The organism is Rhodococcus sp. Eu-32, assembly GCF_003336925.1.
Lineage (GTDB): Bacteria > Actinomycetota > Actinomycetes > Mycobacteriales > Mycobacteriaceae > Rhodococcoides > Rhodococcoides kyotonensis_B.
On sequence record NZ_QGNK01000001.1, the window covers coordinates 218,872 to 242,372 of the forward strand.

A 23,501-nucleotide genomic window follows, 5' to 3' on the forward strand; every position below is an offset into this window, starting at 1 on the left:
TGCGCGTGCGCTGGAAGGTGCGCGAAACTCGGCCGATCGCACCTAGGCTCGCGGTATGGCATCGGACGCTATCGAACTCGAGGTGGGCGAGCGGACTGTTCGCGTCTCGAACCCCGACCGGGTGTACTTCCCGGAGAGCGGGGCGACGAAGCTCGACCTGGTCGAGTATTACCTGAGCGTCGGCGACGGAATCGTCCGCGCACTCAGAGAGCGGCCGTGCATGATGCACCGCTTCCCGAAGGGGCTCGCCGGGGACAAGGTGCACCAGAAGCGGGTGCCGAACGGTGCGCCGCCGTGGCTCGAGACCGTGCGCGTGAAGTTCCCTCGCTACAACCGAACTGCCGACGAACTGTGCGTCACCGAACTAGCGCACGTCGCGTGGGCGGTTCAGATGTCGACCGTCGAGTTCCACCCGTGGAACAGCCGTCGAGCCGACGTGGAGAGCCCCGACGAGTGGCGCATCGACCTCGATCCCATGCCGGACTGCCCGTTCGACCGGGTTCGACGAGTCGCCGGCGTCGTGCACGAGGTGTTGGACGAGATCGGCGCCGTCGGATGGCCGAAAACCTCTGGCGGACATGGGCTTCACATCTACGTACGCATTCGGCCGGACTACGGATTCAAGGATGTGCGCAGGGCCGCACTGGCTTTCGCGCGGGAAGTCGAGCGTCGGGCTGCCGACGACGTGACGACGGTGTGGTGGCGTAAGGATCGTGACCCCGCAAAGCTTTTCGTGGACTACAACCAGAACGCACGCGATCACACCATCGCCAGCGCGTACTCGGTTCGGGGCAATCAGCAGGCGACGGTGTCGACGCCGATCGAGTGGGACGAGATTCCCGACGTCGATCCGCGCGAGTTCACGATCTTCACGGTGCCGAAGCGCTTCGAGAAGCTCGGGGATCTGCACGCGGGCATCGACGACGCGGTCTTCTCGCTCGACCCGTTGATCGAATGGGCGGAGCGAGACGAGCGGGAGGGGCTGTCGGAACCCGAAGACTGAGTCGACCTAGGAACCCAACGATTGGACAGCTCCCCGAACGGCGTCGAGGTGCGCGGCCATGGCGTCGGCTGCCTCCTGATAGTTGCCGGAACGGATGCCGGCGACGATGGCGTCGTGCTCGATGTTGGACATCTCCCGTCGTCGGGCAACGAGGTTGAGAGTCTCGGACTGCCGGGTCAGTGCGCCGCGGATGTCGACGATGATGGCCTCGAAGACGCGGTTCTTTCCCGCGCGGGCGATGGCTGTGTGAAATTGGCCGTCGAGCGCGACCCAGGCCTGGTGGTTGTCCTCGCGCCGCATGCGGTCGGTCAGGTCCGTGAGGATCTGCAGGTCCTCGTCGGTGCGACGTTCGGCGGCCCAGCCCGCGGACGGAATCTCGACGTGCGGCCGAGCCTCCATAAGTTCCCGTGCTTCGTAGTTGCCGATGTCAAGGTCTCCGGTGACGCGGTCGCGTACGACGAAAGTGCCTCTGCCCGTTTTGGTTTCGGTCAGTCCGAGCGCGGTGCAGGATCGCAGTGCCTCACGGATGACCGAGCGGCTGACGCCATGGCGAGCGGCCAGTGCGGATTCGGCGGGGAGTTTGTCGCCGATCTCGAGTTGGCCCGACACGATGGCGTCGCGCAGATCTGCGAACACTGCTTCGGCGGCGCTCATCCTCGTTGCGGTCGGCTGACTGACCGCCCAGCTGTCCGACAGGCTCATGTCTGAATAGTCCCCTTCTCGCTGATCGGGAGTCAAACGGCGGGAGTGGAGCCTCCGGAATGACCATAAAACGTGGGTTGACGCGTTGCGTGGCTTGGTTCACACTCTAACCTGTCAGACAGCCGGACAAACCAAGGAGCATGCAGTGGCGGTCACCCGTGTCGAGAAGGACCTTCTCGGCGAGCGCGAGATACCCGACGAGAGCTACTGGGGCATCCACACCCTGCGAGCGCTGGAGAACTTTCCGATCACCGGTCGCGCCATCAACACGAACGGCCACCTCATCCGGGGTCTCGCTGCCGTCAAATGGGCAGCGGCGGCCGCCAACGAAGAACTCGGCATCCTCGACGCCACTCGCGGCAATGCCATCCGTCAGGCGTGCCAGGAAATTCTCGACGGCAAGCTGCACGAGCAGTTCGTCGTCGACGTCATCCAGGGCGGCGCGGGCACGTCGACCAACATGAACGCCAACGAGGTGATCGCCAACCGCGCCCTCGAAATCCTCGGGTATGCCCGCGGCGACTACTCCCATCTGCACCCGAACGAGCACGTCAACGCCAGTCAGTCCACCAACGACGTCTATCCGACGGCCGTCAACATCGCGACCATCTACGCGGTTCACGAACTGATCGAGTCGCTGAAATTCCTGCGCGACGCGTTCCAGCGCAAGGCCGTCGAGTTCGCCACCGTCGTGAAGATGGGGCGGACGCAGCTGCAGGACGCGGTACCGATGACGCTCGGCCAGGAGTTCGGCACCTACGCGATCATGATCGACGAGGACTGCTCGCGGCTGGAAGAAGCCGCGCTGCTCGTCGGCGAGATCAACCTCGGTGCGACGGCCATCGGAACCGGCTTGAACGCGCCCGTCGGATACACGGCGTCGGCCTGCGAGCATCTGCGACGCAAGACCGGGCTTCCGCTCGTCACGGCGACCGATCTGATCGAAGCGACGCAGGACGTCGGCCAGTTCGTGCACCTGTCCGGCGTGCTGAAGCGCGTCGCGGTGAAGCTGTCGAAGATCTGCAACGACCTGCGTCTGCTGTCGTCGGGTCCGCGCGCCGGGCTCAACGAGATCAATCTCCCTGCGATGCAGGCAGGGTCGTCGATCATGCCCGGCAAGGTGAACCCGGTGATCCCGGAGGTTCTCAACCAGGTCGCCTACGAGGTGATCGGTCACGACGTCACCATCACGATGGCCGCCGAGGCAGGACAGTTGCAGCTCAACGCATTCGAGCCGATCATCGTGAAGTCGTTGTCGGAGGGCATGGCCCACCTCGGTGCGGCGTGCCGCACCGTCGCCACGCGATGCGTCGACGGGATCACCGCCAACGCCGACCTGCTGCGTGACCGCGTCGAGAACTCCATAGGGCTCGTGACCGCACTCAGCCCGTACCTCGGGTACGTCGAGTCGACGGCAATCGCCAAGGAAGCCCTGCTGACCGGGCGCAATGTCGTCGACCTCGTGCTCGAGAAGAAACTGCTCGCCCGCGACGAACTCGATCGCCTGCTCAGCCCCGAACATCTCGCCAACCTCCGCGTCGTGCCGACCGAGCACGCCGACGCCCCAGCAACCTCGACAAGGTAGGACCCATGACCGTCGACAACACGAGACCGATAGTCGAGGAAGAACTCGGTTATCGAAAGTCACTGACACCACGCCAGATTCAAATGATCGCGATCGGTGGCGCCATCGGCACCGGTCTGTTCATGGGCGCCGGTGGACGCCTGCACGATGCAGGCCCCGCGCTGGTCCTCGTGTACGCCCTGTGTGGATTCTTCGCGTTCCTGATCCTGCGGGCGCTCGGCGAACTCGTCATGCACAGGCCGTCGTCGGGCAGCTTCGTGTCGTACGCACGCGAATTCTTCGGTGAGAAGATGGCATTCGCGGCCGGCTGGCTGTACTGGATGAACTGGGCGATGACAGCGGTCGTCGACGTCACCGCCGTCGCGCTGTACATGAACTTCTTCAAGAAGTACTGGGCACCGCTCGGACACGTCGACCAGTGGGTGTTCGCGCTGATCGGGCTGGTGCTCGTGCTCGGCTTGAACCTGGTGTCGGTCAAGGTGTTCGGCGAGCTCGAATTCTGGTTCGCACTGGTCAAAGTCATTGCCCTGGTGACGTTCCTGGCCGTCGGTGTGTACTACGTGCTGTTCGGAACGCCGATCGACGGGCAGTCACCCGGCCTGAACGTCATCACCGACAACGGCGGATTGATTCCCAACGGGTTGCTTCCTGCGATCGTCGTCATCCAGGGTGTCGTGTTCGCGTACGCGTCGATCGAATTGGTCGGAACCGCAGCCGGTGAGACGGCCGAGCCGGAGAAGGTCATCCCGAAGGCCATCAACACGGTCATCGTGCGCATTCTCGTGTTCTACGTCGGATCGGTTCTGTTGCTGTCGCTTCTGTTGCCCTACAACGCATATCACGCGGGGGAGAGCCCCTTCGTCACGTTCTTCGGTGCGATCGACGTGCAGGGCGCCGACGCGATCATGAACCTCGTCGTCCTCACGGCGGCGCTGTCCTCGCTGAACGCCGGACTGTATTCGACGGGCCGCATTCTGCATTCGATGGCGGTCGCCGGGTCGGCGCCGAAGTTCGCCGCACGAATGAACAAGGCAGGTGTGCCGTACGGCGGCATCGCGTTGACGGCACTCGTCGCGCTCGCCGGCGTCGGACTGAACGCGGCCGTGCCTGCGCAGGCGTTCGAGATCGTCTTGAATCTGGCTGCTCTCGGTATCATCAGCGCGTGGGGTGTCATCGTCATGTGCCAGCTGAAACTGTGGTGGCTCGCGCGCCGCGGCACTCTGGAGCGGCCGAAGTTCCGCATGTTCGGTGCGCCCTACACGGGCATTGCGACACTGGGCTTCCTGCTCGCCGTGCTGATTCTGATGGCGTTCGACAAGCCGGTCGGCACGTGGACCATCGCGTCCATCCTGTTCATCGCGCCTCTTCTCGTTGCCGGCTGGTTCCTGTGCCGCAACCGAATTCGCACACTTGCAGAAGATCGAGAGGTATGACCGCTTGTCTTACATCGCCCTCCTGACCACGGGTGGCACGATCGCCAGCAGCCGTGACGAGAACGGCGTCAGCCGCCCCGGCGCAGCGCGGTTCGACCTCGCCGCCGAGGTGAAGGTCGTCGACCTGATGTCCAAGGACAGCTCGAGTTTCGACTTCGCGGACATGGACCGCATCGTCGACGCGGTTGCCGAGGCGCTGGAGGATACGGAGTGCGACGGCGTCGTCGTCCTGCACGGCACGGACACCATGGAGGAGAGCTCCCTTCTCGTCGATCTGTTCCACGACGACCCGCGCCCGGTCGTGTTCACCGGGGCTCAGCGCACGTCCGATCATCCCGACCCCGACGGGCCGGCGAATGTCGATGCAGCCGTGCGTGCTGTGACGGATTCGGCGAACCGAGGCCGTGGGGTTCTCGTGGTGTTCGGCGGACGCACGCTGCCCGCGCGGGGGTTGTGGAAGTGCCACACGTCCGAGCTCGACGCGTTCGCCAGTTCGGCCGAACCCCGAACCGTGCTGCCGCGCAGTGCGATTGCCGGCGTTCGCGTCGACATCGTCGCGCTCTACCCGGGTGTCGACGCGGTGGCCATCGACGCGTACCGCGCCGCGGGCACCCAGGGCATCGTGCTGCAGGCGCTCGGCTCGGGGAACACGAATGCGGATGTGGTCGCGGCGGTGAAAGCCTGCACGGCCGAGGGAGTTCCGGTCGTCGTGACCACGCGCGTGCCCGTCGGCGAGATCGAGCCGAGCTACGGCGGCGGGGGAGGCGGGGCTGACCTCGTCGACGCGGGTGCCGTGTTCTCGCCGGTGCTCCGGGCCGGTCAGGCGCGGGTACTGCTGGCGGCGCAGATCGCTACCCGGGTATAACGCTCCCTAACTCCACGAAATCCGCGGGATCCCGCGGATTTCGTGGAGTTAGGGAGCATCATGCACCCCTCGCCGTCCGCGGGGATACTGGACACCATGACTCGAGCTTTGTTGATCGTCGATGTTCAGAACGACTTCACCGAGGGCGGCGCGCTCGGTGTCGACGGCGGTGCGCACGTCGCCCGAAAGGTGAGCACGCTCCTCGCCCGGGAAGGCGACGAGTACGACGTCATCGTGGCTTCGCGCGACTGGCACGACGCCGACAGCGACAACGGGGGACACTTCGCGACGGACGAGGCCCCGAACTTCACGACGACCTGGCCGGTGCACTGTGTCGCGGGTACGGAAGGCGCCGAGTACCACCCCGATCTGTCCACGGGGTCGGTGGACTTTCACGTGTTCAAGGGGCAGGGGAAGCCGTCGTATTCGGCGTTCGAGGGTGTGGCCGAGAACGGTACGTCGCTGACGGACATTCTGAAGCAGAACGAGGTCTCCGACATCGACGTCGTGGGCATCGCGACGGACTACTGCGTGCGGGCGTCGGCGCTCGACGCGATCGATGCGGGGCTGTCGGTGCGCGTGCTGACCGAGTACGTGGCGGGGGTGGCCGCCCAGTCCTCGAAGGCCTCTTTGAAAGAACTGGCCGAGGCCGGGGCAGACCTGGTCTAGGAGTCGATCGTCGTCGTGATGGTGGTGACGGACGGCGAGGTGGGTGTGCTGCCGAAGCCGAAGGTGACGGGAGGATCGACGGGCGTCAGTGCGCCCAGGTCCTCCCCGTTCCACGACGCGGATGCCGCGGTGATGCGGTGTTGATCGCGGGCACCGTAGTACTCGCGTCGACCGTTGCCTGCGCTGCCGCGGGTACGCACCCCACGCAGAACGACGCGGGCGATCGGGTCCGTGAGGGCGCAGAACCACGGTGCAGTCGACACCGCCGACGGGATCACGCGCAACAATCGTCCGAGGGGCGTGACACCACCGACAACCACGCGCAGCGTCAAGGGGCCGGCCGTGATCTCCGGTCCGAACGTCACCGGCGTGATGAGTGTGTCGTCGAACGTGTAAGTGGACGTGACGAATTCGCGCACGGCGTCCGACGGTGCCAGAAGGAGTCTGCGGCCGTCGGGAAACTCGACCATGATGTCCGTGAACTCTCCCAGTGGAGAATCCGTCCAGTGGCCGACGACGATCCGCACACCGGATTCGGTACCTACCCCGTAGATTTCCCCGTGAAACCGTGATCTTTCCATCGGCCCGACTGTAACCACGTTTTCGCCGACGGGTGCATGATGGACCACATGGCGTCTGTGCAACCCACGATCTTCGTCCTGTTCGGTGCGACCGGTGACCTTGCCAAGCGGATGGTGCTGCCGTCGTTCTACGAGCTGCATGCGGGGGGCCTTCTTCCCGAGAAATGGGTGCTGATCGGCAACGGCCGGCACGACACGTCCGACGAGGAGTTCCGCGACCACGTGCACGACGCACTGGACGAGTTCGGGTCCGGCACCGATCACTGGGATGCGTTCTCCAAACGAATTCGGTTCGCAGGCAAGGGATTCACCGTCGACGATCCGGGCGCGCTACCCGACGTGATCGAGGCCGCCCGCAAGGACGTCGGCGACGACGCCCAGCTGGTGCACTACATCGCCCTGCCCCCGACCACGTTCGAGGACTACACGAAGGCGCTCGGCGCGCAGGGCCTGGCCGAGGGCGCGCGCGTCGTCTACGAGAAGCCGTTCGGGACGTCGCAGAAGAATTTCGAGGAGCTCGACAAGGTCGTCCACGGCGTGCTCGACGAGAAGCAGGTCTACCGGATCGACCACTTCCTCGGTAAGGAAGCTACGCAGAATCTGCACGTTCTGCGGTTCGCGAACGGCATGGTCGACGGCATCTGGAATTCCCGGCATGTCGAGCAGGTGCAGATCGACGTCCCCGAGACGCTGAACATCGACGATCGCGCCGAGTTCTACGACGAGACCGGCGCCGTGCTGGACATGCTGGTGACGCATCTGTTCCAGGTTGCAGCGGAGGTCGCGATAGAACCGCCCGCATCGATGAGTGCCGAGGATCTGCAGTCGGCACGCGAGACCGTGATCGGGTCGTTCCGGCCGATCGACACCTCGGAGGTCGTCCTCGGCCAGTACGACGGCTATCGCGACGTCGAGGGCGTCGCGGACGATTCCACCGTCGACACGTTCGTCGCGGCCAAGCTGTGGGTCGACACCGATCGCTGGCGCGGCGTGCCGTTCCTGCTCCGCACCGGAAAGATGTTGGGCGTCAGTGCACAACGTGTGTCGCTGGTGTTCCGTAAGCCCCCGAACAGCCCGCTGACCGGGATCCCCGACGACGGCACCGTCCTGTCGTTCGACCTGTCCGGCAACGGAGCGATCGACATGTCGATGACGGTGAAGGAACCGGGCCCGGACTTCGACCTGTCGGTCGGGCATCTGTCGTTGCCGCTCAAGTGCGTTCCCGACGCGGAACCACTGTCGCCGTACTCGCGTCTCATCCTGGACGTGCTGAACGGTGATCGCTCGTTGTTCACCCGTCCCGACGGTCTCGCGCAGGTGTGGAAGGTCGCAGCGCCGCTGCTGGACAACCCGCCGAGCGTCGAGAAGTACGCTCCCGGGACGATGGGCCCCGAGAGCGCCGATGACCTGGCGTCGCCGTGCGGGTGGCTGGTGCGCTGACGCACCCGTGCGCGGAAAGTTGCACCCTGGGCCAACTTTCCGCGCACGGGCGGCGTAGCCGCACTACCAGCGCGAGGCCGCCGAGAAGACTCCCTGCGGATCGACCTCGGCTCGGATCGACTCCAGACGGTCCCGGGTGTCGGCGGACCATGCGCTGCGCACCCGGTCGGCCGGGAGGCCGGTGGCTGCGCCCGCCATGTTGACGAATGCGCCGCAGCTCCACGGCTCGAACCGATCGACGAACCCGTCGAGAGCGGCGGGGACGGCGTCGGCGATCGGCGGGACGAGGACACCGACGGCGAACAGGTTGAACGCGGCGTCGCGTCCGGCGACGGCATTCGCACTCGCCGGCCGACGACCCAGCGCACCGCCCATCGCACGCAGTTCGGCGACGGCGAGCGGTAGTTCGGCTGCGCCGAGGAAGGTTTCGGCCGCGTCGTCGGTGAGTTCGGTCAGCAGCAGCCCGCGTTCCATCGCGGGCATCGGATCGGTCGGGTCCATGTGCACGGCGGCGATCGCAGCGAAGGGGATCTCGCCGACGGTGTCCATGACCGGCTGAGCGACGCCTCGCATCGGGGCCAGCAGGGCGTACCCGTCCTCGGTCGAGCTGACGTGCGCATACCGCAGATGCAGGACGGTCCGGCCGCGCAACGGTTCCGGCAGTTCCGGGACGGGTGGCAGATGCAGCACGGCGACCGACGTCGTCACGGAATCGGGGAGCGTCGGAACCCACGACCGCCACGCCTGGACGACGGCAGGAGCGTCGGCGATGTCGAAGAAGATCCCGCCGCCGAGGACGGTCTGGATCGGGAACAGGTCGACGACGATCTCGGTCACGATGCCGAATGCGGCACCCCCGCCGCGCAACGCCCAGAACAGGTCGGCGTTCTGGTGCTCGTCCGCTCGGCGCACGACTCCGTCGGCGGTGACGACCTCGATGCTGCGGACGTGATCTGCGGCGAAGCCGTACGTCCGAGCGATCGGGCTGAGTCCGCCTCCGAGGGTGTATCCGACAGCGCCGACGGTCGTCGAGGAGCCGGCGAGTCCGGCGAGGCCGTAGGGCGCGGCCGCGTCGAGAACCTGCTGCCAGACGACGCCCGCGCCGATCGTGGCGGTTCGCCCGTGATGGTCGATCGTCAGCGTCTCCAGCGCGCGGGTGCTGATCAGAATCGTGTCCGGACCGGCGGCAACGGCGCTGTGGCCGGTGCACTTGACCGCGATCTTCATCCCGGCCCGCGCGGCGACGCGCACTGCTGCGGCGACGTCGTCGGCATCGGCTGCGACGAGGACCGCGGCCGGTTGGTGATCGACGGCGACGTTGAAGCCGGATACCTCGACGACGTAGTCGGCCGAGCCGGGCTCCAGCACGAGGCCGCGGGTCGCGAGGTTCAGTTCGGTGGGTACGGCGTTGGATTCGGTGGTGGTCATCGTGTTCGCTCGTCCTTCTCTGGGCTGGTGTGGTGTGAGCACAGCTGACCACCGGGGGATTGCAGTCGACTTGGAGAACTCTTGGACCGAGTCGATCATCGGGGTCGACGCCGGGCTGGACCAGCGGAAGAACGCAAATTCACCCGTTCGGATGAACAGCGATCAGCGAGCGTCCATCCACTGAGGATCGGCCAGCAAATTCTTCGTCGACGCAACGAGACGCTCGGCGGCGACGCGATGGTCGGCGGCCGCGTCGTGCATCCCGAGAACGTCGGCGGTGGCAGCGAGTGCCGAGTCGACGGCACCGCAGTACAGGGACCCGCTGTCGACGCCCGCGAAGGTGCCTGCGAACGGCAGCAATTCGTCGTAGCACTCGCGGCACACGTCGGTGTCGCCCAGGGCGGCGGCAGCGAGCGCTCGCACGGCCGTCATCCCGCGCCAGTAGTAGTCCCGCTGGTACGGCTCGGTTCGAGCCCAGATCTCCCGTGCACGGCTCATGTTGCCGCTGCGTGCCAGCGCCAGCACCCACGGGTTGTGAATGCGGACGGGGAGGTCGCCGTCGAGCGTCGCGAAGTCGTCGAGGATGCCGTCGTACGAGTCGGTTGCGATGGCGGTTGCCAGGCGTCCGATGTAGCGGATCTCGAATCCGTGCGACGTGCCCTGCTCGTCCATGTAGTCGGCGACGGCTTCGTAGCGGGCGGCGGCGACTCCGTATCGACCGGCGAGCACATCGACGAGGCCACCGAAGATCGTCAACACGCCGAGCAACTGTGTCAGGGCAGCACCACTGGCGAGTTGGATGGCGTCACGCACGTGCGACCGGGCCCCTTCGAGGTCGACGACGGCGTTGCACGCGAGGAACAGCTGGAAGTGGGCGAGCGCTTGGTATTCGGCCGAGCCGATGTCGGTGGCGACGGCGAGCAGCTGCTCGGCACGTGCGACGCGTTCGCCGTCGTGATCGGGTCCGAATGCAATGTAGCCGAACGCATTCAAGGCCAGGCACAGCAGTTCGGGGTCTCCCAGCCGCTCGGCCAGTGCGACCGCGTCGACGGCCTGTTTGCTGGCGGTCGCGGAGTCGAGACCTTCGATCTCGAACACCGACGTGACCAGGAGACGAGTCCGATCGGCTTCTCCCACATCGGGATCGGCGAGAAGCGCGTTCACGTGGCGCAGAATTCCCTCGTCGGCGATGCCTTCGCGAATGTGCCAGATGACGGGTGCGCGCCACGACGTCACGGCGTCGAGCAGCGCGCGACGGTCGTCGAGTGCCCACGCGATGTCGATCGCCTCTTGCCGACGCACCCGTGCTTCCCGGGTGTTCGCCGCCCGTGCGAGCGATGCGACGACCCTGATCAGCAGGGCGAGTCGTTCGGTGGCCGGTGCCATCGGGTCGAGATCGAGCGTCTCCAGTGCGGAATTCCATAGCGAGAGAGCATCTTTGTGCGACGACAGTGACTCCGCTCGGTGCGCGGCGGCGGCGATGACGTGCGTCGACTCGATGGCTGTCGTCGAGGTCGCGCCGAGTGCGGCGTGATGCGCGAGGAGGGCGAGATCTTCCGGCACGCGATCGCGCAGCACCGAATACGCCTGCGCGTGCAGTCGCCTGCGTCGCAACTTGGGCAGGTCGAGGTACAGCGTGTCGCGGACGAGTGCGTGGGTGAACTGCAGTCGATCGACGGCGCGTTCGGTCAACAAGCCTGCCAGCACCGCGGGTTCGAGATCGTCGAGCAGTTGGTCTTCGTCGACCTTGGTCATCTCGAGGAGTGTGTCGAGGTCGGATTCGCGGCCGAGTACGGACAGCCGTCGCAGGGTGGTGACCGTGTGCTCGGGAAGCCGGGAAAGCCTGCGGCGCAATACTTCTCCGATGCCGGTCGGGATGGCTTCGCGTGCGGCAGGCGCGCCTTCGGACACGATGAGGCGGACGAGCTCGCGCAGGAACAGCGGGTTGCCTTCGGTGCGCGTCGCGAGCAGTGCCAGTGTGTCCGGACTCGGATCGGCAAGACCGAAATCAGCTGCGACGGCAGCCATTCGGTCCGGCGGCAAGCCCGCGAGTTCGAGTCGTGTGCTCGGCACGTCGAGCAGCGTCGCCCACGCGGACGTGAGATCTTCGGTGATCTCCGACGATCGGTACGTTGCGACGATCAGGATGTGTGCCCCGCGTGCGTCCGTCGCGACTTGCCGCAGCACCGACAGCGTCAAAGCGTCACCGCGGTGGACGTCGTCGAGGACCACGAGAACGGGCGACGACTCGGCGAGTCGGCAGAGGTAGTCCGCAACCCATTTACCGAGCCAGAATGGTTGTGCTGTATCGATTTCCGATGAACGTGGAAGGATCGGGGCCAGCTTGTCGCGGATGTCGTCGTCCATGCCCGCGACGTTCGCGAGCGACTGCAGGATCTCGCTCCACGCCCACCCGGGAGGGGCGCCGTCGACCTCGGGGCAGCGACCCCAGCCGATCTTCCACTGTCGTTGCCGCAGTTCGGCACTCAGCATCGACGCCAACGTGCTCTTGCCTTCGCCTGCCTCGCCGCCGATCCACGCGATCCCGAGTCCCGACGCGGCCGCCGTGTCCGCTGCCGCGACGAGCGCCGCGAGATCGTCCGGTCGACCGTTGGCGACCTCCGGATCGGCCTGCGAGGTCGAGCGTTCAGCGGGAACGACCGGCGAGACGACGGCATGAACCTCCTCGACCTGCACCTCGTCCACGCTGTGCGCCAGGATGTCCGATTCCAGGGTGCGAAGTGTCGGGTCGGGATCGATCCCGAACTCGTCGGCCAGATAGTCGCGGGAACGCCGGAGCACGGCGAGCGCGTCGGATTGCCTGCCGCCTCGGTACAGCGCGAGGGCGAGGAGTCGGACGGATTCCTCCCGGTCGGGCGCGAGGGCGATCACGGATTCGAGATCGCTGACGACGGCAGCGTGGTTGCCGCGGGCGATCATGTCGGCGGCTCGGCGTTCGACCGCGGTGCGACGGAGATCTTCGAGTCGGGTGACTTCCGACGCGGCCCATGCGGCGTCGGAAACCTCCCGATACGGGCCGTCGGTCCACAGGGCCAACGCGTCGGTGTAGTGGTCGGTCCGGTCGACGAGATGCTCGAACTGCCAGACGTCGACGGCCTCGTCGGGCAGGGTCAGCGCGTATCCCGGAGGCGCGCTGATCAGCACGGTCGCGGGCGAGCGCGGCGGACGGTTCGGTTCGAGCACGCGCCGCAGATTCGAGACGTGCACCTGCAGCGCGCCGAGCGCCCTCGGCGGCGGATCGCCCGCCCACAGATCCTCGATCAGTAGGTCCGTGCTGACGACGCGTCGACGCGCCAGTACCAGGCGCGTGAGCACGGTGCGCTGGCCGCGGCTGCCCAACGAGACGGGCCGCCCGTCGACGTCCGCACGGATCGGCCCGAAGGCGCGAATCGTCACTGCTGGCTGAATCATGATGATCGGTAGGTTAACGGCATCCATCCCGGGGCGCCCAGCAGTTCGCCCGCGGGCACCTCAGGATCGCTCGGGCATGAGCATCCAGGCCGCGAGGTAGACGAGGGCGACGGTGCCGAAGGACACGAAGGCGCCGATCACCGTCAGCACGCGAACGAGATTGACGTCGATGCCGAAGTACTCGGCGACGCCGCCGCAGACACCGGCGACCATCTTCTGCGAATCGGAGCGGACGAACTCTTTCGGGGCGTTGGTGTATGTCATGGATAAGAGTCTGCTCGGCGGAGACCTCCCGGCACATCGGGAATTTCCCCCATCTCGACCCCGAAGTCTTCACCGACCGTAAGCATGGAATCCGGCCCGAAACAACCGTACGGCCTTTTTCCGAAACCAGCTAGGACGCAGCGGGTTTCGCCGGATAGTGTGTGCTCGTTCGACTGCTCATCACCTTCGAAAGGACTTTTCTCATGCTCGGAACTCTCCTCGGCGCAGTGCTCGGCGGACTTCTCGGCGGCACGGGCGACGACGCTGCTGCAGGCGCAGGCCTGGGCGCTATCCTCAGCGGCCTCCTCGGAGACGGAACCGGAAGCGCCGGATCCAGCTCGTAATTGCTCTCCGTGCGCCTTCTGCGTGACCGGCGAAACCGCAGAGGGCGCACGAGGCGAGTTCACCTTCTTGTCACCATCTTGTTGCCGCCGGGGGCTAGCTTTCGGCCCATGACTCACGATTTCAGCTCGGTCGGCAATCTCGACGCAGCCGTGGACCTCACGGATACCAGCGGTTTCGTCGTCGACGACAGCGACGACGACGATCCCATCCTGCTGACGGTCCCCGACGGGCGAGTCGTCGACACCTGGCGCGAGGGTTATCCCTACGACGAGCGCATGTCCCGCGCCGAGTACGAAATGCAGAAGCGGTTGCTTCAGATCGAACTGCTCAAGCTCCAGATGTGGACCAAGGAGACCGGCCGACGCCACGTCATCGTGTTCGAAGGTCGCGACGCCGCAGGCAAAGGCGGCACCATCAAGCGCTTCATGGAACACATGAACCCGCGCGGCGCACGCGTCGTCGCGCTGGAGAAGCCGTCGGCGCGCGAGTCCACGGAGTGGTACTTCCAGCGCTACATTCAGCACCTTCCCGCTGCCGGCGAGATAGTCATGTTCGACCGCTCCTGGTACAACCGTGCAGGCGTCGAGCGTGTGATGGGATTCTGCGACGAAGACCAGCATGCGAGATTCGTTCGGCAGGCGCCGCTCTTCGAACAAATGCTCGTCGACGACGGGATCAGCCTCACCAAGTTCTGGTTCTCGGTGTCCCAGCTCGAGCAGCGCACGCGCTTCGCCATCCGTCAGGTCGACCCGGTCCGGCAGTGGAAGCTGTCGCCGATGGACCTGGCCTCGCTGGACAAGTGGGATGCCTACACGGCGGCGAAGGAGGAGAACTTCCGTGCCACCGATACCGACGTCGCACCCTGGACCATCGTGAAGAGCAACGACAAGAAGCGCGCCCGGCTCAACGCGATGCGCTTCGTTCTGAACAAGTTCGATTACGCAAACAAGGATCAGGAAGTCGTCGGGGAAACAGACCCGTTGTTGGTCGGACGTGCGCGTGACGTGATCGGAGAATGATCCTCTCCTAACCGGTCGCCGCGAATCCGTCGTCGAAATGTCGGCAAATCAGGTTTATTTCCCGATTTCATGGTCCCGCTGTTACCTCGTCGATGCATATGAGGTAAGAAGGAGGAGGGTCGTGACGTGGCGACCGAGCAGTTCGACTGGAGGAGTAATTCATGGGTTCCGCAGCAACCTTCCTTGGTGACATCGTTTCCGGCGTCTACGACGGAATCGTCGACGCAATCGTCGACCAGATCGTCGGTGCTCTGACCTCGGGCAGCGCTGCCTGATAGGGCTCCGGCCAGGTTCGAACGAGGCGCCGCGACTCACTCGAGTCGCGGCGCCTCGTTCATTTTTGTAGAAGCTGTTTTCTGGTTTGGTCGACGCTTTGCTGCTTTTGGACTTTTATCGCCGATCCCCTGGCGGAGTTTCGATTCGCTTGATAGAAACGTAAGTGGCAGTGATTGTTTCGTGATCGTCACTCCATCGGAATAGAACCCTCGAATAGAAGGAGCTCATTTCATGTCCAGCGAACTCGACACCTCCGGCCTGCTCGCCCTGCTCGCATTGCTGTTCTCCGGCAGCGCAGAAGCACCCGAGACGCCAGCGGGCTGAGTCAACGTCTGCTTCAAGCCTCCTACGTCGGCCGGGGCCAACCGCACAGGTTGGCCCCGGCCGACGTTCGTTCGTGTAGGCCTTAGTCTTGGCGGTCGTGGAGACCGTTCCGATTCAGATGCCCGGCGGCGACGTCGTCCCGGTAAGACTGTTCGAGTCCGCAGTCCCTCCCAAGTGGGATGTTCCCGTCGTCGTCGTGCTGCCGGGTCTCGGTATCCCGGCCGGCTACTACCAGCTGTTCGCCGAGCGGCTGGCGGACGAGGGCATGCACGTCGCGCTCGCCGATCTACGTGGCCAGGGTGACAGTAGGCCCAAGCCCAGCAGCGCCAGCAGGTACGGCTATCAGGAACTCGTCTCGGTCGATTTCCCCGCGGTCTTCGAAGTGGTCCGGGAGCGATTTCCCGACGCGACGCCGTACGCGCTCGGCCACAGCATGGGCGGGCAACTCGCGTCACTGTACGCGTCGCGCATCCGTGGCCGTCTCGGCGGCTTGATCCTGGTGGCATCGGGATCGCCGTACCACCGCGGTTTCGGCGTCGCGCGAGGTGCTTCGCTGTTCGTCGGTGCGGCGGCCATGTCGCTGACCAGCAGCATCGCGGGTTTCTGGCCAGGGGATCGTATCGACATCGGCGGCTTCGGCCGTCAGTCGAAGGTGTTGATCGACGACTGGTCGCGGTTCGCACGCACCGGCAGGATCGAGCCGTCGGGCGCCGACATCGACTACGAGGAGAGGATCGGCAGGCTGAAGCTGCCGATCCTCGCCGTCACGCTGGCCGGCGACGACATGGCCCCCCGGAGTTCCATGGACAACCTGCTGCAGAAGTTTCCGCGCGCCGATATCACCACACGGCATCTGGAGTCACCGCGTGGTCATATCGAATGGATCCGTCAGCCGGGCTCGGTCGTCGCCGAGGTGGTCGAGTGGTTCAAGCGTTGAGGGTCGTCCACAGGAACTGAAACGCGAGCGTCGTCTTGAACGCCATCTGAGCGTTGTCTGCGGCACCGCCGTGGCCGCCCTCGATGTTCTCGAAGTAGCGAACGTCCTGGCCCACCTCCTCGAGGCGTGCGGCCATCTTGCGGGCGTGGCCGGGATGGACCCGGTCGTCCCGCGTCGACGTCGCGATCAGGATCGGCGGATATTTCTTGTCCTCGGGTCCGACGACGTCCTGGTAGGGCGAGTATTCGGAGATGAACGCCCACTCGTCGGGATCGTCGGGGTTGCCGTACTCGGCCACCCACGATGCTCCGGCCAGCAGCAGGTGGTAGCGCTTCATGTCCAGTAGCGGCACCTGGCAGACGATGGCTCCGAACAGCTCGGGGTACTTCGTCAGCATGATGCCCATCAGCAGACCGCCGTTGCTGCCGCCCTGGGCGCCGAGCTGCCGATGCGTCGTGATGCCACGTTCGACGAGATCCCGGGCGACAGCCGCGAAGTCTTCGTGGACCTTGTGCCGACCGGCGCGCAGGACCTGTGTGTGCCACTCGGGGCCGTACTCACCGCCACCGCGGATATTGGCGACGACGTACGTGCCGCCTCGTTCCAGCCATGCGAGGCCCGTCGCGCCGCTGTACGACGGCGTCATCGAGATCTCGAAGCCGCCGTAGCCGTAGAGCAGGGTAGGTCCTGGCGCTGCATTGTCGCGGCGCACGACGAAGTATGGAATTTTCGTGCCGTCGTCGGACGTCGCAAAATGCTGGGCGACGGCCAAACCGGTGGTGTCGAAAAAGGACGGCGCCTGCTTCAGCGCCTCGATTTCTCCCCCGACCGTGCCGTACAGCAGCGTCGCGGGCGTGAGGTAGCCGCTCGACGACAGGAAGAACTCGTCGCCGTTCTCCTCCGAATCCGTGCCGACGATCTCGATCGACGTCAGCTCGGGCAGACCGGTCATCGGTCGGTCGCTCCAGCCGTCGTCGCCCGGCGTGTAGACCCGTACCTCGGTGGCGACGTCGACGAGCGTGACGACCAGCAGGTGATTCTCGGTCCACGCCCACTGATGCAGCGAGCGGTGCTCGTCCGGCGCGAACAGGACCGTCAGATCACGTCCACCGCGCACGAACGCGTCGAAGTTCGTGGCGAGCAGTGCGCCCGCCGAGTACGTCGTGTCGCCGACGGTCCAGTCCGTCATCGTGCGGACGAGCAGCCAATCCTTGTGGATAGACGCCGTCGCGTCCGTCGGCACGTCGACGAGGACGAGTTCGTCGCTCTTCAGCACGTAGAGCTCGGCGTTGTAGAAGTCGGTGGCGCGCTGGACGAAGTCGCGTTCGAATCCGGGAGTCCGGTCGTGCCATGCAGAGATCGAGATGTCCGACGGCTTGCCCTCGAACACGGTCGTCGCCTCGGACAGTTCGGTGCCGCGCTGCCACCGCTTCGCGATCCGCGGGTACCCGGAGTCGGTGAGCGAGCCGTCGCCGAAATCGGTACCGATGTAGACGGCGTCGGAATCGATGTAACCGATGTCGGTCTTCGCTTCGGCGACGTAGTAGCCGCCGTCGTCCGCGTTGCGGAAAGCCCTTGTCTCCAGGTCGAATTCACGCACGACGGTCGCGTCGGCGCCGCCGCGAGACAGCGTCACCAGCGCAATCTTCTGGTCCGGGCGCAGAACCTGCGCGCCGCTCCAGACCCAGTTCTCGCCTTCGGCGTCGGCGACGGCATCGAGGTCGAGCAGGACGTCCCATTCGGGGGAGTCCTTGCGGTACTCCTCCATCGTGGTCCGACGCCACAGCCCGCGCACGTGGGTCGCGTCGCGCCAGAAGTTGTAGAGATAATCGCCGCGGCGACGCGCGTACGGAATGCGGGCGTCGGTGTCGAAGACTTCGCGAACGCGCGCCTCGATGGCGTCGAACTCGTCGCTCTTCATGAACTCGGTGGTTGCCGCGTTGCGGGTGCGCACCCAGTCCAGGGCCGCGTCGTCGGTGACCTTCTCTAGCCACAGGTACGGGTCTTCGGTGTTGCTCATGCGTCATTTCTACCTGCGCGAGTACTGTCTCCGAAGATGACGGGCCATGCGCTGACGTTCGCACTCGTGGGTCTGGTCGTCATGGTGTGGCCGTGGTCCCTCGTGCCCGCGTTCCTCCTCGCGGCCACCGATCGCGGCCCGGTGAAAGTCGCCGCGTATGCGGCCGGATACGTTCTCGCCCTGGCTGTCGTCATGATTCTCGCTGCGACGTTGCTGCCTCCCGGTCCGCGAGCGAAGTCCACCGGACATCTCGTGGCGTGGGTCGAACTGGTCGTCGGGTTCCTGCTTGCGCTGTTCGTACTCGTGCTCTGGATTCGTCGGCGACGACACGAACCGACGACACCGAAATGGCTCAGCGCGCTCGACCGCGTCGGCGTCGTCGCGGCGTTCCTGCTCGGATTGTGGGTGCCGAACTACGCGTTGGTGACCGTCGCGGTCGCGGAGTTGACGCTGCTCGAACTGCACGGACCCGAAGCGGTCGGTGCCGCCGTCCTCTGGGTGCTGGTCGCGACGCTCGGAGTCGTCGCACCGCTGGTCGTGCTCGCGATGGCAGGCGCGAAAGCCGAAGCGATGCAACGGTCCTGGCGGGAATGGCTTGTCAAGCACAGTTCGACGATCATCTCCGTGGTGCTCGGTACGGTGTCGGTGGTGTTGATCGTCAAAGGTGGAATGTCGGTATGAGGTCGTGGGGGCTACCCGTGAGTAACGGGACCATCTCGAGACAGTGATACACGACGGGACTACCCTGGGGACTCGTGACCTCACACTATGACGTCGTTGTCCTCGGAGCCGGCCCCGGTGGGTACGTCGCTGCTATCCGCGCGGCACAACTGGGCCTGAGCACCGCCATCATCGAGAAGAAGTACTGGGGTGGTGTGTGCCTGAACGTCGGCTGCATCCCGTCGAAGGCTCTTCTCCGTAACGCCGAGCTGGCGCACCTGTTCACCAAAGAGGCCAAGCTCTTCGGTATCTCGGGAGAGGCGAGCTTCGACTTCGGTGCCGCATTCGACCGCAGCCGCAAGGTGGCCGAGGGACGCGTCAAGGGCATCCACTTCTTGATGAAGAAGAACAAGATCCCCGAGTACGACGGCCTCGGTACGTTCACCGACGCCAACACGATCGAGGTCGAGCTCAGCAAGGGCGGCACGGAGACGGTCACGTTCGACAACGCGATCATCGCCACCGGTAGCACCACCAAGCTGCTGCCCGGCACCGAGCTGAGCAAGAACGTCGTCACCTACGAAGAGCAGATCATGACCCGGGACCTGCCCGGATCGATCCTCATCGTCGGTGCGGGCGCCATCGGCATGGAGTTCGGCTACGTCCTGAAGAACTACGGAGTCGACGTCACCATCGTCGAGTTCCTCGATCGCGCGCTCCCCAACGAGGACGCCGACGTCTCGAAGGAAATCGAGAAGCAGTACAAGAAGCTCGGCGTGAAGGTGATGACCGGCGCTGCCGTGCAGTCGATCGACGACGACGGCTCCAAGGTGACCGTGTCGATCAAGAACAACAAGTCCGGTGACGTCGAGACCGTCACCGTCGACAAGGTCATGCAGTCCGTCGGCTTCGCGCCGCGCGTGGAGGGCTACGGTCTCGAGAACACCGGCGTCGCGCTGACCGACCGCGGTGCCATCGGCATCACCTCGACCATGCAGACCAACGTGCCGCACATCTACGCCATCGGCGACGTGACAGCCAAGCTGCAGCTCGCGCATGTCGCGGAGGCGCAGGGCGTCGTCGCAGCGGAGACGATCGGTGGAGCCGAGACGCTGCCGATCGACGATTACCGCATGATGCCGCGCGCGACGTTCTGCCAGCCGCAGGTCGCCAGCTTCGGTCTGACCGAGGAACAGGCTCGCGCCGAGGGTCGTGACATCAAGGTCGCGAACTTCCCGTTCGCCGCCAACGGCAAGGCACACGGACTCGGTGACGCCACCGGCTTCGTCAAGCTGATCTCGGACAACCAGTACGGCGAGCTCATCGGCGGACACCTCATCGGCCCCGATGTCTCCGAGCTGCTGCCCGAGCTCACGTTGGCGCAGAAGTGGGACCTGACGGTCAACGAGTTGGCGCGCAACGTCCACACGCACCCGACGTTGTCGGAGGCTCTGCAGGAAGCGATCCACGGTCTCGCGGGACACATGATCAACTTCTGATCAAGCTCTTCTGCGAACGGCGACAACCACTTCGGTGGTTGTCGCCGTTCGTGTTTTCTGGGGGCGTCCGAAGCGCATGGGCAGTGATCCAACAGTTGAATCCGTAACCGATTGTGGCGCTGCTGGTTACGGTCACTCGAACTGGTGTTCTACATCTTGTCGGTGGGTGCGGCTATGGTGTGGCTCATAGTCGTGGGGGACGAGTCGATGGGGGCGGTTTCGGTGAATGTTGTTGGTGGGGGCGTTGATTGGTCGTCGGAGGTGCCGTCGGTGCCGGAGTGGTATGTGTCCGACGCGGAGGCGGAGGGTGTGTCGTTTCCGGATGGTGTCGGCGGTGGTGATCGATCGGGCGCTGATGCTGGTGGGGGCTCCGCGGCTGGTGGTGGTGTGCCGGTGATCGGGCCTGCGTTCTTGGCGTCGGTGCTGGAGTCGTTGGAGTCGGCTGCGGAGTTGCTTGGTCGGGTGCAGACGTTCGGGATGGGCGATGCGGATCGGCGCGCGTTGTTGGTGCGGGTGGAGGTGGTGCAACGAATGTTGTTCTCCTACGGCCATACCTGGATCGCGGATCTGATCGGCGGGGGTGGGTTGGACGAGATATGGGGGTCGACGCCAGAGGCGTTGGCGGTGTTGCTGCGGATTTCGCGTGAGGCGGCGGGGCAGCGGGTGTTGTTGGCGAAGGAGTTCGGGGAGCGGACGTCGATGACGGGGGAACGGTTGGAGCCCTTGTTGCCGAATACCTCGCGGGCTGGTGAGGACGGGGTGATCGGGGAGGAGCATCAGCAGATCGTGCGGAAATTCTTTCGCCGGCTGGGGCAGAAGGTCGATATCGAGACTCGGGAGCGTGCGGAGGGGCAATTGGCCCAGTTGGCACGGGATTTGGGTCCGGATCATTTCAAGGCGGCGGCGGGCCGGTTGTATGACGTGCTCGATCCGGATGGGGAGGACGAGAGTCCGGAGCGGGTGGCCGATCGCTGTTATGTGCGGTTGGACGAGCAGGGCCCGGATGGGTTGTCGAAGGTGCGGATGGTTGTCGATGCGGAGTTCCGGGCGTATTTGGAGGCAGTGTTGGCCAAGTGGGCCAAGCCGGGGCAGTGCAACAGTGCCGATATTTCGCCGGTGGTCGATGATGCTGATGATCCCGTGAGCGACGGCGATGCCACTACCGACACGGACAGCCCGGAGTCGAATGGTGCAGTAACTGAGCCGGATTCGGCCGGTGCGGAGTCGAGCTTGTTCGAGCCGCCGGTCGCCGAGGCCGAAACTGGGGCGGATGCTGAGGATGACGCTGCTGCGGTGAACGGTGAGGCTGCTGCGGGGAGCGCTGAGGCTGCTGCGGGGAGCGCTGAGGCTGAGGAGTCTGAGCGGGCGGGTCGGGATCGGCGGGGTAGGGGTCGGCGTCAGCATGATGCGGTGAAGATGGTGTTTCGGCAGATGTTGGCGTCGGGGCAGATGGGTCGGCATCGGGGGTTGCCGGTGACGGCGGTGGTGTCGATGTCGTGGAAGGATCTCGAGGCTGGTACTGGTCATGCGGTGACGGCGACGGGGTCGTTGGTGAAGATGCGGGATGCCATTCGGATGGCCTCGCACGCGCATCACTATCTGGTGTTGTTCGATGAACAGGAGCGGCCGTTGCAGTTGCGGCGGACCAAGCGGATTGCGTCGGAGGATCAGCGGATCGTGTTGATCGCGGCGGATCGTGGGTGCAGTTTTCCTGGTTGTACTCGTCCGGCGACGTGGTCGCAGGTGCATCACGTGCGTGAGTGGGCTGATGGCGGTAATACCGATATCGAGGATTTGACGTTCGGCTGCGATCAGCATCATCGGCTTGTCGGGTCCGGGGAGCATGGGTGGGCGACGACGAAGGCTGGTCCTGGGCATCGGTATGCGGGGCGTACGTTGTGGCATGCGCCGGCGTCGATCGATCCGAGCCGGAGGGGGCGGGTCAATCATTTTCATCACCCGAACGAGTACATCTATCCCTGCCCGGAGGTTCCGCTACCGGACATGCCCGCGCCGGATAGCCCTGCGCCGGACAGCCCTGCGTCGGGTGTGCTTGTGTCCGAGGCGGATACGCGCGCGGCCTGCCAGCCCGAGACCGTCCAGCCTGAGACCCTCCAGTCCGCTACCTGCCAGCCCGAGACCCTTCAGTCCGCGACCTGCCAGCCCGAGCCCCTCCAGCCCGAGCCCGAGCTTTTCGATGACATTCGCGACGATCACGACACCCGGTCCGATGAGGGAACATCCGAGGGGCAGCCGGCGGCCGGGGTGTCGGGCGGTAGAGAATCTCCGGACGGACCGGGTTCGGCTGGTGGGGAGGCCGATCCACCGGCCGCCTGATTCGGCGGCGGCTGGGGTGGTGCGCTGCAGGACAGCCCGCCCCAGCTGAGCCGACCGACATCTACATCCGCGCCCAGCGGCACACATGAAGCCCGACGTGTGCCGCCTACAGACGTGCCGTCGGAACGTCAGGGTGAGCGAGCTCCGGTCAAAAATCCCGTTCCACGCGCAGGGTCCCGATAGTCGTTGCGAGACCGTCGTATTGCGCGACGAGGAACAGGAATTCGATCATCTGCCGCTCGTCGAACTCCTGCGACAGTGCCTTCCATGTCGGGTCGGACAGATCCTTGGTGTCGAGCAATTCGTCCGTCGCGGCAAGAATGACACGGTGCTTGGGGCTGAGACCCTCGGCTGTCGGACCCTCGTGCACGAGAGCCAGCAGCTCTGCCGTCACGCCGAAGCGGCGGCCGATACGGCTGTGATGATCCATCTCGTAACCGCAGTCGCGCAGATACGCGATCCGGTTGATCACCAATTCCGTTTCCTTGGGCGGAATTCGGCCACCCGGCATCATTCGACCACTGAAGATCAGCCAACCCCGGAACAGCCCTTTGGCGCGACCGACCGTACTGAACAGATGCGCATCGGGCGTCCCGGCGACTTTCGACAGGACGCGACACAACACCCAGTTGATTGGGCCGAGTTGCTTGAAAGAACCGGTCGGAATCCGAGGTGTGCTCAT

The 23,501-nt window shown here is 65.2% G+C and carries 19 protein-coding genes; 12 read left to right on the forward strand and 7 right to left on the reverse strand.

The window, feature by feature from the left end; all coding sequences use genetic code 11:
• Positions 1-55: 55 nt before the first annotated feature.
• A complete protein-coding gene (ligD, locus tag DK926_RS01105; protein ID WP_068422165.1) occupies positions 56-1,003 on the forward strand; it encodes a non-homologous end-joining DNA ligase in 948 nt (315 codons plus the stop codon).
• 6 nt (positions 1,004-1,009) lie between these two features.
• Here ligD and DK926_RS01110 read toward each other — a convergent pair whose 3' ends face one another.
• The gene (locus DK926_RS01110; RefSeq protein ID WP_114328045.1) at positions 1,010-1,705 is read right to left on the reverse strand and encodes a FadR/GntR family transcriptional regulator; all 696 of its coding nucleotides are present in this window, start codon (positions 1,703-1,705) and stop codon (positions 1,010-1,012) included.
• Positions 1,706-1,850: 145 nt separating this feature from the next.
• On the opposite strand from DK926_RS01110, the gene aspA reads away from it, so the two are divergent.
• The 4 genes from aspA to DK926_RS01130 all read left to right on the forward strand — a co-directional run bounded on the left by aspA (position 1,851) and on the right by DK926_RS01130 (position 6,257).
• Positions 1,851-3,290, forward strand: coding sequence for an aspartate ammonia-lyase (gene aspA, locus DK926_RS01115; RefSeq protein ID WP_114328047.1), 1,440 nt, complete (start codon positions 1,851-1,853; stop codon positions 3,288-3,290).
• Between the two features lie 5 nt (positions 3,291-3,295).
• Positions 3,296-4,723, forward strand: a complete 1,428-nt coding sequence (locus tag DK926_RS01120) for an amino acid permease (RefSeq protein WP_114328049.1) — start codon at positions 3,296-3,298, stop codon at positions 4,721-4,723.
• Positions 4,724-4,727: 4 nt separating this feature from the next.
• Complete coding sequence (locus DK926_RS01125; RefSeq protein ID WP_114328051.1) at positions 4,728-5,588, forward strand: asparaginase; 861 nt, start codon at positions 4,728-4,730, stop codon at positions 5,586-5,588.
• A 96-nt stretch (positions 5,589-5,684) separates the two neighbouring features.
• The gene (locus DK926_RS01130) at positions 5,685-6,257 is read left to right on the forward strand and encodes an isochorismatase family protein (RefSeq protein WP_114328618.1); all 573 of its coding nucleotides are present in this window, start codon (positions 5,685-5,687) and stop codon (positions 6,255-6,257) included.
• Here DK926_RS01130 and DK926_RS01135 read toward each other — a convergent pair.
• Entirely contained in the window at positions 6,254-6,838 is a 585-nt protein-coding gene (locus tag DK926_RS01135; RefSeq protein WP_114328620.1) for a hypothetical protein, read from the reverse strand. The genes DK926_RS01130 and DK926_RS01135 overlap by 4 nt on opposite strands.
• Before the next feature lie 36 nt (positions 6,839-6,874).
• On the opposite strand from DK926_RS01135, the gene DK926_RS01140 reads away from it, so the two are divergent.
• A complete protein-coding gene (locus DK926_RS01140; protein WP_114328053.1) occupies positions 6,875-8,278 on the forward strand; it encodes a glucose-6-phosphate dehydrogenase (NADP(+)) in 1,404 nt (467 codons plus the stop codon).
• A gap of 63 nt (positions 8,279-8,341) precedes the next feature.
• On the opposite strand, the gene DK926_RS01145 is transcribed toward DK926_RS01140, so the two are convergent.
• From DK926_RS01145 to DK926_RS01155, 3 genes are all read right to left on the reverse strand, one after another.
• Positions 8,342-9,706 (reverse strand): FAD-binding oxidoreductase, encoded by a 1,365-nt coding sequence (locus tag DK926_RS01145; RefSeq protein WP_114328055.1) that lies wholly within the window; start codon positions 9,704-9,706, stop codon positions 8,342-8,344.
• A gap of 162 nt (positions 9,707-9,868) precedes the next feature.
• Entirely contained in the window at positions 9,869-13,138 is a 3,270-nt protein-coding gene (locus DK926_RS01150; RefSeq protein WP_165839477.1) for a BTAD domain-containing putative transcriptional regulator, read from the reverse strand.
• A gap of 60 nt (positions 13,139-13,198) precedes the next feature.
• A complete protein-coding gene (locus DK926_RS01155) occupies positions 13,199-13,402 on the reverse strand; it encodes a PspC domain-containing protein (protein ID WP_068422182.1) in 204 nt (67 codons plus the stop codon).
• Between the two features lie 203 nt (positions 13,403-13,605).
• Between DK926_RS01155 and DK926_RS26535 the strand changes: the two genes are divergently transcribed.
• The 3 genes from DK926_RS26535 (at position 13,606) to DK926_RS01165 (ending at position 16,303) form a co-directional block, all read left to right on the forward strand.
• Positions 13,606-13,746, forward strand: a complete 141-nt coding sequence (locus DK926_RS26535; RefSeq protein ID WP_157105213.1) for a hypothetical protein — start codon at positions 13,606-13,608, stop codon at positions 13,744-13,746.
• A gap of 108 nt (positions 13,747-13,854) precedes the next feature.
• A complete protein-coding gene (gene ppk2, locus DK926_RS01160) occupies positions 13,855-14,766 on the forward strand; it encodes a polyphosphate kinase 2 (protein WP_068422188.1) in 912 nt (303 codons plus the stop codon).
• A gap of 697 nt (positions 14,767-15,463) precedes the next feature.
• Positions 15,464-16,303, forward strand: a complete 840-nt coding sequence (locus DK926_RS01165) for an alpha/beta fold hydrolase (RefSeq protein WP_068422314.1) — start codon at positions 15,464-15,466, stop codon at positions 16,301-16,303.
• Here the strand turns inward: DK926_RS01165 and DK926_RS01170 are convergent.
• Entirely contained in the window at positions 16,293-18,323 is a 2,031-nt protein-coding gene (locus DK926_RS01170; protein ID WP_114328059.1) for a prolyl oligopeptidase family serine peptidase, read from the reverse strand. The two genes, DK926_RS01165 and DK926_RS01170, sit on opposite strands and share 11 nt — an antisense overlap.
• Before the next feature lie 36 nt (positions 18,324-18,359).
• Between DK926_RS01170 and DK926_RS01175 the strand changes: the two genes are divergently transcribed.
• The 3 genes from DK926_RS01175 (at position 18,360) to DK926_RS01185 (ending at position 22,819) form a co-directional block, all read left to right on the forward strand.
• Positions 18,360-19,004, forward strand: coding sequence for a GAP family protein (locus DK926_RS01175; protein WP_114328061.1), 645 nt, complete (start codon positions 18,360-18,362; stop codon positions 19,002-19,004).
• Positions 19,005-19,078: 74 nt separating this feature from the next.
• Entirely contained in the window at positions 19,079-20,482 is a 1,404-nt protein-coding gene (lpdA, locus tag DK926_RS01180) for a dihydrolipoyl dehydrogenase (RefSeq protein WP_114328063.1), read from the forward strand.
• 144 nt (positions 20,483-20,626) lie between these two features.
• Complete coding sequence (locus DK926_RS01185) at positions 20,627-22,819, forward strand: HNH endonuclease signature motif containing protein (protein WP_243636577.1); 2,193 nt, start codon at positions 20,627-20,629, stop codon at positions 22,817-22,819.
• Between the two features lie 148 nt (positions 22,820-22,967).
• Here the strand turns inward: DK926_RS01185 and DK926_RS01190 are convergent, their stop codons facing one another.
• Complete coding sequence (locus DK926_RS01190) at positions 22,968-23,501, reverse strand: carboxymuconolactone decarboxylase family protein (RefSeq protein ID WP_114328065.1); 534 nt, start codon at positions 23,499-23,501, stop codon at positions 22,968-22,970.

Coding starts and splice junctions, on each gene's coding strand:
- ligD (WP_068422165.1), top strand. CDS start 56: ATGGCATCGGACGCTATCGAACTCGAGGTGGGCGAGCGGACTGTTCGC.
- DK926_RS01110 (WP_114328045.1), bottom strand. CDS start 1,705: ATGAGCCTGTCGGACAGCTGGGCGGTCAGTCAGCCGACCGCAACGAGG.
- DK926_RS01120 (WP_114328049.1), top strand. CDS start 3,296: ATGACCGTCGACAACACGAGACCGATAGTCGAGGAAGAACTCGGTTAT.
- DK926_RS01130 (WP_114328618.1), top strand. CDS start 5,685: ATGACTCGAGCTTTGTTGATCGTCGATGTTCAGAACGACTTCACCGAG.
- DK926_RS01135 (WP_114328620.1), bottom strand. CDS start 6,838: ATGGAAAGATCACGGTTTCACGGGGAAATCTACGGGGTAGGTACCGAA.
- DK926_RS01140 (WP_114328053.1), top strand. CDS start 6,875: ATGATGGACCACATGGCGTCTGTGCAACCCACGATCTTCGTCCTGTTC.
- DK926_RS01145 (WP_114328055.1), bottom strand. CDS start 9,706: ATGACCACCACCGAATCCAACGCCGTACCCACCGAACTGAACCTCGCG.
- DK926_RS01150 (WP_165839477.1), bottom strand. CDS start 13,138: ATGATTCAGCCAGCAGTGACGATTCGCGCCTTCGGGCCGATCCGTGCG.
- DK926_RS01155 (WP_068422182.1), bottom strand. CDS start 13,402: ATGACATACACCAACGCCCCGAAAGAGTTCGTCCGCTCCGATTCGCAG.
- DK926_RS26535 (WP_157105213.1), top strand. CDS start 13,606: ATGCTCGGAACTCTCCTCGGCGCAGTGCTCGGCGGACTTCTCGGCGGC.
- ppk2 (WP_068422188.1), top strand. CDS start 13,855: ATGACTCACGATTTCAGCTCGGTCGGCAATCTCGACGCAGCCGTGGAC.
- DK926_RS01170 (WP_114328059.1), bottom strand. CDS start 18,323: ATGAGCAACACCGAAGACCCGTACCTGTGGCTAGAGAAGGTCACCGAC.
- DK926_RS01175 (WP_114328061.1), top strand. CDS start 18,360: ATGACGGGCCATGCGCTGACGTTCGCACTCGTGGGTCTGGTCGTCATG.
- DK926_RS01190 (WP_114328065.1), bottom strand. CDS start 23,501: ATGAGCACACCTCGGATTCCGACCGGTTCTTTCAAGCAACTCGGCCCA.